Source organism: Limosilactobacillus rudii (assembly GCF_014145455.1).
In the GTDB taxonomy this organism is placed as follows: Bacteria; Bacillota; Bacilli; order Lactobacillales; family Lactobacillaceae; genus Limosilactobacillus; species Limosilactobacillus rudii.
The window spans coordinates 14728-30072 of the sequence record NZ_JACIVB010000055.1 but is presented as its reverse complement, the minus strand read 5'-3'; the positions used below and the strand labels follow the sequence as shown (position 1 = coordinate 30072).

General features: G+C 40.0%; 12 protein-coding genes. 1 reads left to right on the top strand and 11 read right to left on the bottom strand.

Annotated features, from left to right (window positions below):
- Nucleotides 1-978 precede the first annotated feature (978 nt).
- The 11 genes from lysS to pth all read right to left on the bottom strand — a co-directional run bounded on the left by lysS (nt 979) and on the right by pth (nt 14428).
- Nucleotides 979-2499: a lysine--tRNA ligase gene (gene lysS / locus H5S39_RS07070; protein ID WP_182596435.1), complete on the bottom strand. Its 1521-nt coding sequence runs from the start codon at nt 2497-2499 to the stop codon at nt 979-981.
- Nucleotides 2500-2519: 20 nt separating this feature from the next.
- Nucleotides 2520-3530 carry a tRNA dihydrouridine synthase DusB gene (gene dusB, locus H5S39_RS07065; protein WP_182596434.1) on the bottom strand — a complete coding sequence of 337 codons (1011 nt, stop codon included), beginning with the start codon at nt 3528-3530 and terminating at the stop codon, nt 2520-2522.
- A gap of 112 nt (nt 3531-3642) precedes the next feature.
- Nucleotides 3643-4563, bottom strand: a complete 921-nt coding sequence (gene hslO / locus H5S39_RS07060; protein ID WP_182596433.1) for an Hsp33 family molecular chaperone HslO — start codon at nt 4561-4563, stop codon at nt 3643-3645.
- 93 nt (nt 4564-4656) lie between these two features.
- The gene (gene ftsH, locus H5S39_RS07055; RefSeq protein ID WP_182596432.1) at nt 4657-6762 is read right to left on the bottom strand and encodes an ATP-dependent zinc metalloprotease FtsH; all 2106 of its coding nucleotides are present in this window, start codon (nt 6760-6762) and stop codon (nt 4657-4659) included.
- Nucleotides 6763-6994: 232 nt separating this feature from the next.
- Complete coding sequence (gene hpt, locus H5S39_RS07050) at nt 6995-7537, bottom strand: hypoxanthine phosphoribosyltransferase (RefSeq protein ID WP_153929777.1); 543 nt, start codon at nt 7535-7537, stop codon at nt 6995-6997.
- The gene (tilS, locus tag H5S39_RS07045) at nt 7530-8921 is read right to left on the bottom strand and encodes a tRNA lysidine(34) synthetase TilS (RefSeq protein WP_182596431.1); all 1392 of its coding nucleotides are present in this window, start codon (nt 8919-8921) and stop codon (nt 7530-7532) included. Before tilS ends, hpt begins: the two co-directional genes overlap by 8 nt.
- A gap of 1 nt (nt 8922) precedes the next feature.
- Complete coding sequence (locus H5S39_RS07040) at nt 8923-9405, bottom strand: S1 domain-containing RNA-binding protein (RefSeq protein WP_182596430.1); 483 nt, start codon at nt 9403-9405, stop codon at nt 8923-8925.
- A gap of 178 nt (nt 9406-9583) precedes the next feature.
- On the bottom strand, nt 9584-9940 hold the full coding sequence (locus tag H5S39_RS07035; RefSeq protein WP_182596429.1) for a septum formation initiator family protein: 357 nt from the start codon (nt 9938-9940) through the stop codon (nt 9584-9586).
- Nucleotides 9941-10046: 106 nt separating this feature from the next.
- On the bottom strand, nt 10047-10313 hold the full coding sequence (locus tag H5S39_RS07030; RefSeq protein ID WP_182596428.1) for an RNA-binding S4 domain-containing protein: 267 nt from the start codon (nt 10311-10313) through the stop codon (nt 10047-10049).
- Nucleotides 10310-13849, bottom strand: a complete 3540-nt coding sequence (gene mfd / locus H5S39_RS07025) for a transcription-repair coupling factor (protein WP_182596427.1) — start codon at nt 13847-13849, stop codon at nt 10310-10312. Before mfd ends, H5S39_RS07030 begins: the two co-directional genes overlap by 4 nt.
- 18 nt (nt 13850-13867) lie before the next feature.
- Entirely contained in the window at nt 13868-14428 is a 561-nt protein-coding gene (gene pth / locus H5S39_RS07020; protein ID WP_182596426.1) for an aminoacyl-tRNA hydrolase, read from the bottom strand.
- Between the two features lie 206 nt (nt 14429-14634).
- Between pth and cbpA the strand changes: the two genes are divergently transcribed.
- The gene (gene cbpA / locus H5S39_RS07015; RefSeq protein WP_182596425.1) at nt 14635-15273 is read left to right on the top strand and encodes a cyclic di-AMP binding protein CbpA; all 639 of its coding nucleotides are present in this window, start codon (nt 14635-14637) and stop codon (nt 15271-15273) included.
- The last annotated feature ends 72 nt before the right edge of the window (nt 15274-15345 follow it).

The following is a 15345-nucleotide window of genomic DNA, read 5'->3' as shown; positions in this document are numbered from 1 at the left end:
TCTTTGTTATTAAGCGAATTGACTTCGCAAATGTTTTGCTTCAAATCACATCGTGATTGAAGACCCTACACATTTGATTCGTCGAAACTTTGTTCAGTTTTCAAAGGTCTACCTGTTGACTAATCAAGCAGCCAATCAACATATTTATTTTATCATAAGTTAATTTAGCTTGTCAAGAAGAAATTTTAATTAATTTAGAATTTCTTTTGATTGGTAACTCAATCAGCAACTTTATTAATATATCATGTTGTCAATTCAATGTCAACAATTATTTTTAACTTTTTTGTTAATCCATCTCAGCAGCGCTTAACTGCTTTGACAACGATAACTACTATACCGTGCTTTCTCCCCTTCGTCAACACTTTTTAAACAACTTTTTTCAGCAATTTTATTTTAACGAACTATTTAGTTTCTTTAAGAAAAAAAGATTTGTCTTTAGCTACAAATAAAAGAATAAATAGGGCCTAAATATAACAGCTGATTTCTATTCAGAAACAAAGCTATTTGTATTTTTTTATCTTTTACAGCACTGACTGTCTAATACTTAGACCAATACAAATACCACTATCACCTAAGCTAACCTATACAACAGTATAGGAATATCAAATAATTACTGCTAAAGTCAATATCACTTTGTTAAAAATAGTTAAATAAGGCTACATTATATTAAATGGACAAAAGCAATTCATCAAAACAGTCACCACACTTTCACATTAATTACTGGTAGAAATAATCATATGACTAAATACTAATACACCAAAAAATACTTCATAGTTGTAACAAAAAAAAGAACCTGGAACCTATTTAATAAGGTTGACAAGTTCTTTTTTCATTGAATTTTTATCAGTTTGTTTTCTCAAAAATGGTGTATTTTGGGTGTACACACCATTTTTTCACAAGTAATTTCAATACTAATAAGCAAGATAAGGCAAAAGCTTAAGTTGCTCTTAAGCCTTGGTATTACAGTAATTGTTTCACTTACTTCTTCTTGTTCTTTTTCTTCTTCCCGTTGGTTTCTTCCTTTTCGGGACGCATTGTTGGGAAAAGAATTACGTCACGAATGGACTTTGCATCGGTTAAAAGCATTACAAGGCGGTCAATACCAATTCCTAGTCCTCCTGTTGGCGGCATTCCATATTCAAGGGCCTGTACATAGTCTAAGTCCACTGGTTCGGCTTCATCATTACCATTAGCCTTTTCCTTAGCTTGCATTTCAAACCGTTCCTTTTGATCAATTGGGTCGTTCAATTCGCTAAAGGCGTTAGCAAGCTCGCTTCCATCAACGTATAGTTCAAAACGGTCAGTCATCGCAGGATTATCAGCATTCCGCTTTGCTAATGGTGAAACTTCAACCGGATATTCATAAACGAATGTTGGTTGGATAAGGGTATCTTCAACAAATTCTTCAAAGAATGCGTTCAAAATATGTCCCTTTGTCCAGTATGGCTCATATTGAACATGGTGTTCATCAGCCAATTTTTTGGCATCTTCGTCAGTCATCTCTTGACCAAAATCAATACCAGTCTTTTCTTTAACCGCATCAACCATCGTGATCCGCTTAAATTCCCCACCAAGGTCAATCTCGTGTCCCTGGTAAGTAATCTTTCCATCATCGGAAACAACCTTCGCTGCTGCCTTAACAATTCCTTCTGTTTCATCCATTACATCGCGGAAATCAAAGTAGGCAGCATAAGTTTCCATTGTCGTAAATTCTGGATTATGGTGAGGGTCCATCCCTTCATTACGGAAAATCCGTCCAAGTTCGTATACTCGTTCAAAGCCACCGACAATTAAACGCTTCAAGTATAATTCAGTTGCAATCCGCAGGTACATATCAATATCAAGAGCATTGTGGTGGGTAATAAATGGACGGGCATTAGCTCCCCCCGCTTGGGTATTCAAAATTGGCGTTTCAACTTCTGTAAAATCATGGTCATCCATATATTTCCGAACTGCTTTAATGATTGCTGTTCGTTGGTGGAAACGCTTGAAACTCTCTGGATTAGAAATCAAATCAAGGTAACGCTGACGATAAATAGTCTCAGGGTCGGTTACCCCTTCCCATTTATTAGGAAGTGGACGTAAAGCTTTGGACAAGAAGGTAATCTTTCGTGCTCGAACAGTCAATTCGCCAGTATCAGTCTTAATAACATCCCCTTCAATCCCTAGGAAGTCACCAATATCAGACCGTTTAAAAACATGATAAGGTTCGTCCCCTACCATATCCTTACGAGCATATACTTGAATCTTACCAGTACGGTCAACAAAATCTGCGAAGCCTGCTTTTCCGCTACTCCGCTTTCTGGTCATCCGCCCAGCAATAATAACCTCGGCACCCATTTCATTCAATTCTTCTTTATCGTATTGGTCGAATTTCTCATGTAGGTCTTTAGCAAGATGGTCTCGTTTGAAGCGACGGCCAAATGGTTCAATTCCTGCTTGCTTCAATTCCTCCATCTTTTCACGTCGAACGCGCATCTGATCTAACTCTTGTGACACTATTTTCTCCTCCTCGTAATCTATGCTTGTTTTCGTGCTGCCTTTTCTGCTTCTCGTTGTGCAGTCTGTTCAGCAAAGCGGTCAAAAATCTCATTCATTTCAGCAAGTGTTTCTGCTTCTACCAACGCTACTTTGGTCCGCGCTGCCCGTGGAATTCCCTTAATATAATAAGTTGACAAGCCACGGAATTCGCGTACACCCACATACTCGCCTTTTAAATCAACTAACCGTTTAAGATGATCTTTAGCCATTTTAATCTTTTGCTCTGGTGTAGCTTCTGGCAGCAATTCACCAGTTGCCAAATAATGTTCTGTCCGCTTCAGCATCCAAGGATTACCCATGGCAGCACGACCAATCATTGCGGCGGTTGCTCCTGTCATATCAAGAATCTTTTTAGCGTCTTCCGGTGTCCGAACATCACCATTAGCCATGAATGGGATTTTCAATTGACTTGCTACTTCCTTTAGTATATTCCAATCAGCATGTCCCGTATACATCTGTTTTCGGGTTCGACCATGCATAGCAATTGCACTAGCTCCCGCACGTTCTGCTGCTAAGGCATTTTCAACTGCTAAAATATGCTTGTCATCCCAACCAGTCCGCATCTTAACAGTTACCGGCTTTTTCACCGCATCAGTAACATAAGACACCATTTCATATACTTTATTAGGATCTAATAGCCAGCGCGCACCGGCATCCGTCTTAACTACCTTATTAACCGGACACCCCATATTAATATCAATAACATCTGCGGCTGTATGCTGATCAACGTATTTAGCAGCCTCAACTAAAGTTTCTTTAGTACCACCAAAAATTTGAATACCCATTGGATGCTCAGTTGGATCAACATCCATCATATTCAAAGTTCGCTGATTATGGTACATGATTCCACGGTCTGAGATCATCTCGCAAACAACATAACCAGCACCAAATCTTTTACAGATAACTCTAAAAGCCGAGTTTGTCACTCCTGCCATTGGAGCAACGACAACTTGATTTGGAATTTCAACATTACCGATCTTCCACTTCATCTTTTCACCTCATTACTGTATAAGAAACTGTGCTGGCCCTCCAGTTTCATTATTTTAAATAATTGTCCGATAACTCACCTATCATAGCATATCAAACCGTGAAGCACCAAAATTAATTCTTATCTTTTTCCTCTTTATCATCCTTACCAGTCATTTTGGCATAAATTGCCTTCAGTTCATCTTCATTAAATTCATATTTCTTTCCACAGAACTGGCAAACAGTTTCCGCATGATGATCTTCATCAATCAGCTTCTTCATATCATCTTTAGAAATACTCTCTAAGGCATGCGCAAACCGTTCCTTAGAACAATCACACTCGTAACGAACTGGCATTGTCTCAAGAATTTTCAGGTCATCACCAAAAATCTTCATCAAAATATCTTCAGGGGTATCACCATCACGAAGCATTTGCGAAACTAACGGTAAATCTTTTAAGGTCTTTTCCAATTTAGCGATTTCCTCGTCGCTTGCGCCTGGCATTACCTGAATCATAAAACCACCGGCAACATCAATACTCTCATCAGGGTTTACGAATACAGATAAGCCAACCGCTGATGGAATTTGCTCTGATTGCGCTAAGTAGTATGTGAAGTCGTCGCCAAGCTCACCGGATACTAAATTAACTTCACCCGTGTATGGCGTCTTATCTCCCGGAGCCATTTTGGTAACAGATAGCGTTCCCTTATCTCCTACTGCTTTAGCAACATCAATTTTTCCCTTGTCATTAGCGGGCAATGATACATGAGGATTTCCCATATATCCCTTCACCGTTCCCTGAGCAGTTCCATCAGCTACGATAAAGCCAACTGGTCCATTACCTTGAATTTTAACTGTCATTCCCGCTTCTCCTTGCAGACTAGAAGTAGCTAATAATAATGTACCAACAAGCGTTCGTCCAAGAGCAGCAGAAGAAGCACTCCATGTATCATGAATCTGATGTGCTCGTTCTACTACCTGTGTAGCATTAACTGCATAAGCACGAAATTTGCCGTCTTTTGTCATACTCTTTATTAAATAATCAGTTGTTTTCATTATAAAGTCCTCCTTAAAATTATTTAAAGAAAAAGCGGAAGACCCGCCACCCACCTATCGGGTTTTGTCTCTTCCGTTTTATTATACAGCTTTTTATTTATTATCAGTATTATCTGAACTATCGTTTGACTCTGAATCATCAACATCATTATCACTTGGAGTATCATTTTCTTCTTGATTACTCTTGTCATGACGTTCATTTTCAAGCCGTTCAAGTTCACGCTTGGATTCTTCAAAGGTTTGGGCACGTGCTTCTTCGTCTTCAGCAGCCACATCCTTATCAGGAATCTTCCCAGTCTTGTAAAGACTAAGGATTTGCTTTTCATCAAGCGTTTCATACTTAAGCAACGCTTCGGCGATTAACTTATGTTGTTCGCGGTGAGTCTCAATGATATGCAAGGCCGTCTCATGACCTTCCATCAAAATTCGCCGGACTTCTTCATCAACCAAGGCCGCTGTCTTTTCTGAATATGGAGATTGATCGTAGCCTTGACCTGTAAAGACCTGACCAGAACTTTGCAGTTCTACCGGACCAATCTTATCGCTCATTCCATACTGGGTAACCATTGAACGGGCAATCTGGGTTGCCTGTTCAAAATCGTTAGAAGCACCAGATGACTGGGACTTAAAGATAATTTCTTCAGCTGCACGACCACCCATTAAACCAGCAATTTGTTCCATTGCGTTCTTCTTGGACATCAGCATCTGATCTTCCCGCGGTAGCATAATTGCATATCCACCGGCACGACCACGCGGAACAATAGTAACTTTGTGAACAACCCGTGCATCATTTAGTACTAAACCAACAATTGTGTGACCTGCTTCGTGGAATGCAACAGTCTTCCGTTCTTGTTCGGATTGAACCCGGTTATGCTTAGCTGGTCCAGCAATTACCCGGTCTTCTGCTTCATCCAAGTCAGCTGCATCAATTTCAGTCTTATTGCGACGAGCGGCTAATAATGCTGCTTCGTTTAAGAGGTTTGCCAAGTCGGCACCAACAAATCCCGGTGTCTGCTTAGCAATTTCCTTTAAGTCAACATCGCTTGCCATCGGCTTATTCTTAGCGTGAACTCGTAGAATAGCTTCACGTCCCTTAACATCTGGACGACCAACCAAAATCTTTCGGTCAAAACGTCCTGGCCGAAGAAGGGCAGGGTCTAGAACATCAGAACGGTTGGTAGCAGCCATAACAATAATTCCCTCGTCACCTTGGAAACCATCCATTTCAACCAGCAATTGGTTTAATGTCTGCTCACGTTCATCATGGCCACCGCCCATACCATTTCCACGGCGTCGACCAACGGCATCAATTTCATCGATAAAGATAATCGCTGGAGCAGCTTTTTTAGCCTGTTCAAATAAATCACGAACACGACTAGCACCAACACCAACAAACATTTCAACGAAATCTGAACCAGAAATTGAGAAGAATGGTACTCCAGATTCACCAGCAACCGCCTTAGCAAGCAAAGTCTTACCTGTTCCCGGAGGCCCCTCTAACAGAACCCCAGATGGGATCCGTGCACCAAGTTTAGTGAATTTCTTTGGATTCTTCAAAAATTCAACAACTTCAACTAACTCTTGCTTTTCTTCTTCTTCACCAGCAACATCAGAGAAACGAACCTTATTTTTCTTGGCATCGGCTGGTTTAGCCTTTGTCTTTCCAAAGCTCATAACTCCACGGCCACCGCCACCTTGGCCTGCTTGACCCATCATCATGTAGAAGAAGAAAATCATGATGACAAGCGGTAACACGGTCAACAATAAGTTCATCCAAACGCTATTAGATTCTTCAGCTCGTGTGCTAATCTTTACATTATGCTTATTAGCATACTTTTGAAGCTGACTAATAGTCACATCGCTCTCCAGAACAGAACTCTGGAATTGGCTAACCTTATTGTTTCGTTGCGGAGCAAGTGTAAAACCGCTATTCGTGGCAGCACTACTGTTATTATTCGACTGTGGTTTCCGGTAACTACCAGTAACCTTATAAACGCCACCATTAGGCTGAAGCTGAACACTCTTAACCTTATTACTCTTCAATTCGGAGATAAACTCGCTTTGTGAAACTGTCTTACTTTGACCATTCGATGCATTCCCACCGAAAAAGAAGTAGGCAATTCCCATAATACACAAGAACATCACGGCGTAGAAGAGAACGTTATGAGTAAAATTATTCTTTTTACGATTGTTGTTCATAACAACCTCCTATCTACCAGCAACGATATTTTATAATTGTAGTCACTATCATAGCATATTTGACAAATATTGACCATTAATTTCCCAGAAGAATTAACAGTTTTATTATCAACATCAATAATAATACCTACTATAAATTTACGGATCTATAAAATATAACCTTAATTAAGAATATCTTTAAATTACGGTTAATAAGTTGGAACTTACCCGTCTACTTAATTATCTAACATTTTTAATCATTTTGGTACACAGATGGCTTCAAAATTCCAACATAAGGTAAATTACGATAGAATCCCTTATAATCCAAGCCATAGCCAACCAAAAATTCCTTTGGGACGGTAAAGCCAACATAATCCGGATCAACATCCACTTCGCGTCCTTCTGGTTTATTTAACAAAGAACATACCTTAATGCTCTTAGCACCACGGTCAGCGAGTAAATCCATCAAATACTTCAATGTATGTCCAGTATCGACAATGTCTTCCATGATTAAAACATGCCGATCTTTGACATCTGTTTTTAAGTCATGAATAAGCTTTACCTTTCCAGTTGAACCTAAGCCACCAAAGTAACTGGAAACGTCGATAAAATCAATTTGCGCCATAATATCTAAACGTTCAATCATGTCAACAGTAAACAAAACGGCTCCACTGAGAACAGAAATAATAATTGGCCGTTTATCCTTATAATCTTCTGTCAAATCTTTTGCTAATTCATCCATTCGCTTGCCAAGCATTTCTTCACTATATAGAACACGCTCAATATCGTTATTCATCTGTCTTTCTCCTTATTTTTATCCCAATAAAACACAATCGCCATTTTTCTTGATAATCATCAGGGCGGTCAAGCCAACTCCATTTACGCTTAACTAACCAGATCACGGTATCCTGTGCATCAACGAGGACTGTCTGTTGTTGCCGCTGGTCTGCCGAAACCTTTTGATCAATTAAAACACGTTTTACTTTCTGATGGTGTCCGCCTCGTAATCGTAATCGATCCTCTTTTTTCCATCCCCGCAATCGTAACGGGAATTGCCGTGGCGATATCCAAATCGGCATTACTGTGGAATCGTCATTAAAAAACTTTCGGTTAAAAGAAATGGCAATCGCATTTTTTTCATCTACTTGGTACCATTGTTCCAATTCTATCACATGCGCTTGGGGCTTTTGTAGGTCCTCAAAATGATTATTTGCTTTTTTTATTATCCCGACCGAATACTTTTTCTCAAAGATGAATTGATGTGGCAATAAAACTTCCTGTTGCGGGGTCTTTTGGTTTTTCATCAACGCCAAAAGTTCCTCGACCTGATTAGTCTTTACATCATATACTTGTCGCACATTTAACCACCGTTGTAATAGCAATTTCTGCATATAGTAGCTTTTGACCACCAGTTTATCTATCAGTAAATTATCGTGGTCATCAATTACCTGAGCTAGCTGCGTACTGATTTCTTGTTGCTGCCACGCAAGCAGTGCCGCCAACTGGTAATGATAGCTTTCCAAGTGAGCTAGCAATTGGGGATTTTCTTTTTCTAATTGTGGGATAATTTCATGACGAAAACGATTCCGTTGAATGCTCAAATCATGGTTAGTCTTATCTTCGTACCATTTTAGCTGACGTTTCATAGCATACTGGCGTAGTATATCTTTACTAAATGGCAGCAAGGGGCGCACTAACATTCCACCGGCAAACTTGCGCTGATCCTGAATTCCTATTAACTGACTGATTTGTCCCCCGCGAACCATTTTCATCAGCATTGTCTCTGCTAAATCATTTTGGTGATGGGCCGTTATCAAAATATGAGCTCCATAATTTTTCATCGTCTGTGCAAAAAAATGATACCGCGCCTGGCGGGCAGCATTTTCAATCCCCCTTGGCGGGTGGAGTTTTTGCGGCCAATGAGCAATCGCTAATTCCAAATGGTGTTGTTGACAATATTGGCGGATAAACTCTTCCTCTTCCCAACTCTGCGAACGCAATTCGTGATTCATGTGCGCTACAATTATCTGTGGCCGTAAACCACTAGGTAATTGCTGTAGCAAATCAAGCAAGACCATTGAATCAACACCTGTTGAAACGGCAATTACTACTTTATCGGCAGAAGTAAAAAAGCGACTCCTTTGCAGGTGCCGCTCAAATTTATTTTGTAATTCTAACATGTTAGCTCCGACGGCCACCACGGCCACCACGCTTACCGTCAGTCTGTCGCTTCAAGGTAGACAATCGTGATTCACTTTCCTTTAAGTAACCTGCTAGCATGTCATTAAAGTCTTCATGTTGGTGGTTACTGTGATGGTGTCCGCCACCAAAGCCACCACGGAAATTATCATGGTGCCCATGGAAATTATTATTCCGTTCGTGATGAAAGCCACGATGATGGTCATGTTCATGATGATCTTGATGTTCATGAGGAGCAGCCGCCTTGATTGAAAGGGCAATTTTACCATCGTCGCCAATCCGTGTTACTTTTGCAGTAACTTCATCCCCAACTGATAATACATCGTGAACGTCTTTGATATATTTATCGGAGATTTGACTGATGTGTACTAATCCTGTCTGATTATCATCTAAATCAACGAATGCACCAAAATTAGTGATTCCTGAAACCTTACCTGAAACCTTTGCTCCAACTTCAATTGCCATGAAACCTATAGATCCTCCTCGAACCATCTCATATTTTGTATTTGAGTATACCATAACTTTGCTACTAGCAAGCATGAAAATACAATAAAAATCAAGACTGAAATTCAGTCCAATTACATTCTTAATTCTAACATTTAAATCTTTTTTACCCTACTTTAAATGTTTGATTTTACGATCATTAGTTCAAATTATAAATTGTTTCACCCTTTTTAGAGTAGTTATATTTTGAACGAATGACTTGTTGAATGTAATCAGGATTATGCAGCATTTTTATTTGCTGCTGTAGTTGCTGATTCTTTTGCTTCTGTTTTGTTAATTGTGACTGTGCCTGCTGAATATTACCGTTAATATCCGTCAATGTCCGTTTACTTTGAAAAATTTGAATTCCGAAAATCAGAAATACTACCAAAAAAACTGCTATGATCCGTTTACATCGCCGCTGGTGTACCTGCCGATTTCTAATCTTTTCACTGGAAACTTGACGGGCATATGGGGTATTTAGTTGTGAAATTTTACCATCAGATCGTGCTTTCATCTGATATTCCCCTCCATTTTTGCTTATCACGTTTTAAGTATAGCAAGTTACCGCAGAGAATGTCTATATAAATATCAACTTTTTTATAGATTAAAACACTTAATAATTAGTCAAAGGATTGTGCATAGTCCTCACTGAGAATTTCATACATATCTTCGGCTTCACTTTTTTTGGTCGTTTCAACAATCCGGTTGATCTTAACCGTCTCTGTTTTATTACCAAATTTAATTGTAAGCGTATCACCAACTGCCACCTTACTTGATGACTTAGCTGGTTGATTGTTAATCAAAATACGCCCTTGATCGGCAATTTCCTTAGCAACTGATCGCCGTTTAATAATTCGTGAAACTTTTAAAAATTTATCTAATCTCATTTTGTTTCTCCTTGTTCATCATTTTGAATTACTTCACCTAATGAAGTTACAAACTGTAACAACTGGTGAAGCCAATCATCCGTTGTCATCTTTGGCTGGATAACAAGTCTAATCGTTACCTTATTATTATCCTCGCCAATTGTTGCTTTAAACCTCGTCTTCGCAAGTTCTTTGATAATTGCCGGCGCCTTGATTAATCGACTGGCACGCTCAGTAAATACAATATTGATGTTATCCCGCTGACGCTTAATCTCTTCAATCATTGCTAAATCAGCATGATTCTTTAATTGGCTGACAAGAAGAAGCGTGCCTACTGGTGCCGGATAATCACCGAATCGGTCAATCAAGTCACCTTGAATGTCAATAATCTCATCATCAGTTTTTGCTTGCCGGATAGTCTTATATAGTTCAATTTTCTGTCGTTGATCATTTACATAATCAGTCGGCAGGTAAGCCTCAACACCTAGCTCAACTTCCGCATCAGAATGTATCGTTTGCTTCTTTCCTTGCTTTTTGGCGACCGCATCACTTAACATCGCAGAATATAAGTCATATCCCACGGAGTCAATGAAGCCATGCTGTTGTTTTCCTAATAAATTACCTGCACCCCGAATTGCAAGGTCACGCATCGCAATCTTAAATCCAGACCCCAGTTCAGTAAAATCACGAATTGCCGCTAACCGTTTTTCACCTAATTCAGTCAAGACTTTATTAGGTTGATACATGAAATAAGCATAAGCGACGCGGTTACTCCGTCCAATCCGTCCCCGAATCTGGTATAGCTGTGCCAAGCCCATTCGATCTGCATTTTCAACAAAAAGAGTGTTGGCATTAGGAATATCCACCCCGGTCTCAATAATCGAAGTGGTTACTAACACATCATAGTTACCCTGTATGAATTCATATAAGACGGTTTCAAGCTCATTTTCACTCATTTGACCGTTAATATAGCCAATTTGGGCTTCCGGAACTAACTCCTGCAAACGCGCAACCGTTTCTTCAATATCGTGAACCCGGTTATGCAGGTAATAAACCTGACCGCCCCTTTGCATTTCGCGTATGATCCCGTCACGAATTGCTCCACTATTTTGTTCCATTACATAGGTCTGAATAGGGTAACGGCCTGCTGGCGGAGTTTCTAATACTGATAAATCACGAACTCCCAGCATGGACATGTGAAGGGTCCGCGGAATAGGAGTAGCCGTCAGCGTTAGGACGTCAACATTATTTTTAAGCTGTTTGAGTTTTTCCTTATGCTTTACCCCGAATCGCTGTTCTTCATCAACAATTAGTAACCCTAAATCCTTAAATTCAACATCCTTTGACAAAATACGGTGGGTTCCCACGACGACATCAATACTTCCATCCTTTAATCCCACTTCTGTTTCACGCAGTTCTTTAGGAGTTTTAAAACGCGACATCAGTGCAATATTAATCGGGAAGCCTTCAAAGCGGCGCTGCAACGTATCAAAATGCTGCTGAGCTAATACCGTGGTAGGGACTAAAAAGGCGACCTGCTTTCCACCCGTCACGGCTTTAAATATCGCCCGCATTGCAACTTCCGTCTTCCCATAACCAACATCCCCTACTAGTAGGCGATCCATCGGTTTAGGCTTTTCCATATCCTCTTTAATTTCATTAATACTGCGTAATTGGTCCCGCGTCTCACTATATGGAAAATTAGCGTCAAATTGTTTTTGCAGGTAATCATCTTTGGGAAAAGCATACCCCTTCTCTGCTTCCCGCTTAGCATAAAGATCTACTAATTCATCAGCAATGTCTTCAATCTTAGATGATACCCGACGTTTCGTCTTTGCCCATTCATTGCCACCGAGTTTATTGATTCGGGGTGTCTTTGACTCAGACGAAACATATTTTTGGACAAGATTTAATTGCGTAACCGGAACATAGATCTGAGCGTTATTCCGATAGTTGATAACCATGTAATCCTGGTGGACACCATCGACTTCCATTGTCTTGATCCCACTAAAGATTCCAATTCCATGGTTAACATGAACAACGTAATCACCAGGCTTTAGGTCAGTATAGCTCTTTAATCGCTCTGCGTTTGCTAATTTTTGCGGCCGGTGACGAACCTTTTTCACCTGTTTAAACATTTCGCTTTCGGTGATAATAACAATTCCGGCATGTGGCATTTCAAACCCGTTGTTTAAATTAGCGGCAACTATTTGAACAATGTTCGGCTTGATGCTTGCTAGCTCTGTTTCTGTCGCTGTAATGCCAAAGTCAGCAAGCGTTCTCGCAATCTGCTTCCGTCGTTCCGGGCTATTCGCCATTAATATGACGGTTTGTCCTTGCTCTGTCCACCGCGCTAGTTCTGCCTTTAGCAATGGCATTTGACCAAAGAAGCGCTGCATTGTTCGACTTCCCAGGTCAGTAATTTGAGATAATTTAATTTTTCCTAATCCCTTTTTAAACAACGCGCCATAAATTTGTGCATGTTTGTCTGTCTTTATCATTGTGGCAACATTGTTACTAAGATCAGGCACCGTTGTTAACTGATGGTGAGCTACCTTATCTTTAAACCAATTAGCATCCTCTTCTGCCATCTTCTTTGCGGTCTGCTTAACCCTTGTAAGGTCATCAAAGTAAATCAAACCATTATCAGGTAAATAATTAAGCAACGAATGTTTTGTTGGATAAATAAGATTGCTAAATTCTAACAAGTCATTAGTTAAATGGTGACTTTTAAGCGCACTCAGCAACGGTTCAAAGCGATTAGCTAATTGTTGCTTTATATCAGCATCTTCATTGGAGAGGGTCGTAATTAATTGTTTATATTCCCCATCAAGTGCCTGTTGAACACGCGCAAATTCTGCTGGCGGTAAAATAAAATCAGTTGCTGGTAATATCTCAGCCGTATCAATGTTATCAATACTCCGCTGCGTACTGGCATCAAAATAACGAAGCGAATCAACCTCAGTATCAAATAAGTCAATTCTAACCGGATTGTCAGTGTTTAACGCGTATATATCAATAATCGATCCCCGAATTGCAAAATCTCCTGGTCGCAAAACCATTTTTTGCAGCTGGTACCCCATTGCGCTTAACTGTTGGCGAACTTTTGACGGGTCAACCTCTCCCCCGGTCTTTATTTTTAGCTTAGCCTGCGCAAAGTACGCTGGTGATACTACATTACGCCTAAGTCCCGCCACTGAAGCAACAATTACGGCCTGCTCATGATTAATTAATGCATTTAACGCCAAAACACGCTGCAAGCGATAATTAGGTGAACTTGTCGCTACTTCCGCTGCTAATACTTCTTCTACCGGAAACTGGTAGACTTTATTATCTGGCATAAGATTATCAAGATCGCTTGCCAGTTCCTGCATATGTGAAATTGTATCAGTAACAACTAATATTGGACGGGGAGCTTGTTTAAGAATTGTACTAAGGAAAACCGTACGAACCGAGCCAGAAATTCCAGTTATCAATTGGTGCTTAGACGGCTCCAGGTCCGCCATAATATGTTTAAATGATGGCGTCCTCTCAACTAAGTTTTCTAACTGCGCCATAAACTTCTCCCTTCTTTGTTAATTGTATACGTTCATTAATTGGGTAAAATCTTCACCATTAATCCAGTCTTCTAGTGCATGTTCTGCTTGCAGCACTGCTTGATCAAATTGTGGGCGTTCATCTTTGGTAAATTTTCCTAATACGTGACTCACCACTGTCCCATGTTGGGGATGGTCGATTCCGACTTTAACCCGATTGAAATTTTTCGTTCCTAATGCGTTAATAATACTCTTTAATCCATTATGGCCGCCCGATGCACCATGAGTTTTTAGGCGGATCTTCCCAACCGGCATATCTAAATCATCATTAACAATCACTAAGTCGTCTAAATCAAGATCATAATAATCGACTAACGGTCCAACCGCCCGTCCAGAGTCATTCATAAATGTCGTTGGCTTAACCAACATTACTTTTTCACCATTAATTACGCCGTTAACTGCCACTGCTTCCTGTTTTAAGTGGGTAAATGCTCCTAAATGATAATCCCGTGCTAATTGATCAACTATCATAAACCCGGTATTATGACGAGTTTCATCGTAGCGCGTACCAATATTTCCTAAACCAACAATCATTTTCATCGTTTTCATTCCTTTCACGCAAAAAAGCTGCACGGTCGCTTTCCCGTCCAGCATCCATACTAATTAGTAGTATTATACCTTATGTTACTTTTTTCCACACGCTATTTTGATTGAAGATATTTTAAATACTCTAATCTTTTTCTAATTTTTTAATAAAAATGTGTTATTATAGTGAATGCACTTAATCGATGAAAAGGATGTTAAACATGATTTTTAATTCATTAATTAAACCAAAATCGACCTTAACTACACTTCCAGAAACAGCTACCCTTAGCGAGGCACTTACTGTACTGGAAGATACTGGTTACCGTTGTGTCCCAGTACTAGATAAATCTGGTAAAATTTTTCGGGGAAATATTTACAAAATGCACCTTTACCGTCACAAGTCGCGGAATGGCGACATGAATCTGCCAGTAACAACCCTCCTAAAGAATGCAACAAAGTTCATTTCAATCAATGCGGCTTTTTTCTCAATCTTCTTTGCCATCCGTGATCTACCATATATTGCCGTATTAGATAATGACAATCAATTCTATGGGATTCTAACCCATAACAGTCTCTTAAGAATGCTGGCTGCCGGCTGGAATGTCAATAATGGCAGTTATGTATTAACAGTCATTACCCCCGATGAACGGGGTGCCCTAGTAACCGCCGCTAAGGAAATTACCCGTTTCTGCCAAATTGTCAATGTCATCTCCCTCGACCCCGAAGATGAGACAATGAAGCGGGTACTGTATACCTTACCAGCTGACATCACAAAAGAAAAAATGGAACGGATTGTTAAACGGCTACAGAAAAAAGGCTTTGAAGTTCCTGAAATTGAGGATTTACACCAAAGCTATTGATCATAAAAGCGACTGACAAGCTTTATCTACGCTCGTCAGCCGCTTTTTTAGTACCTACAATATCAATATCGC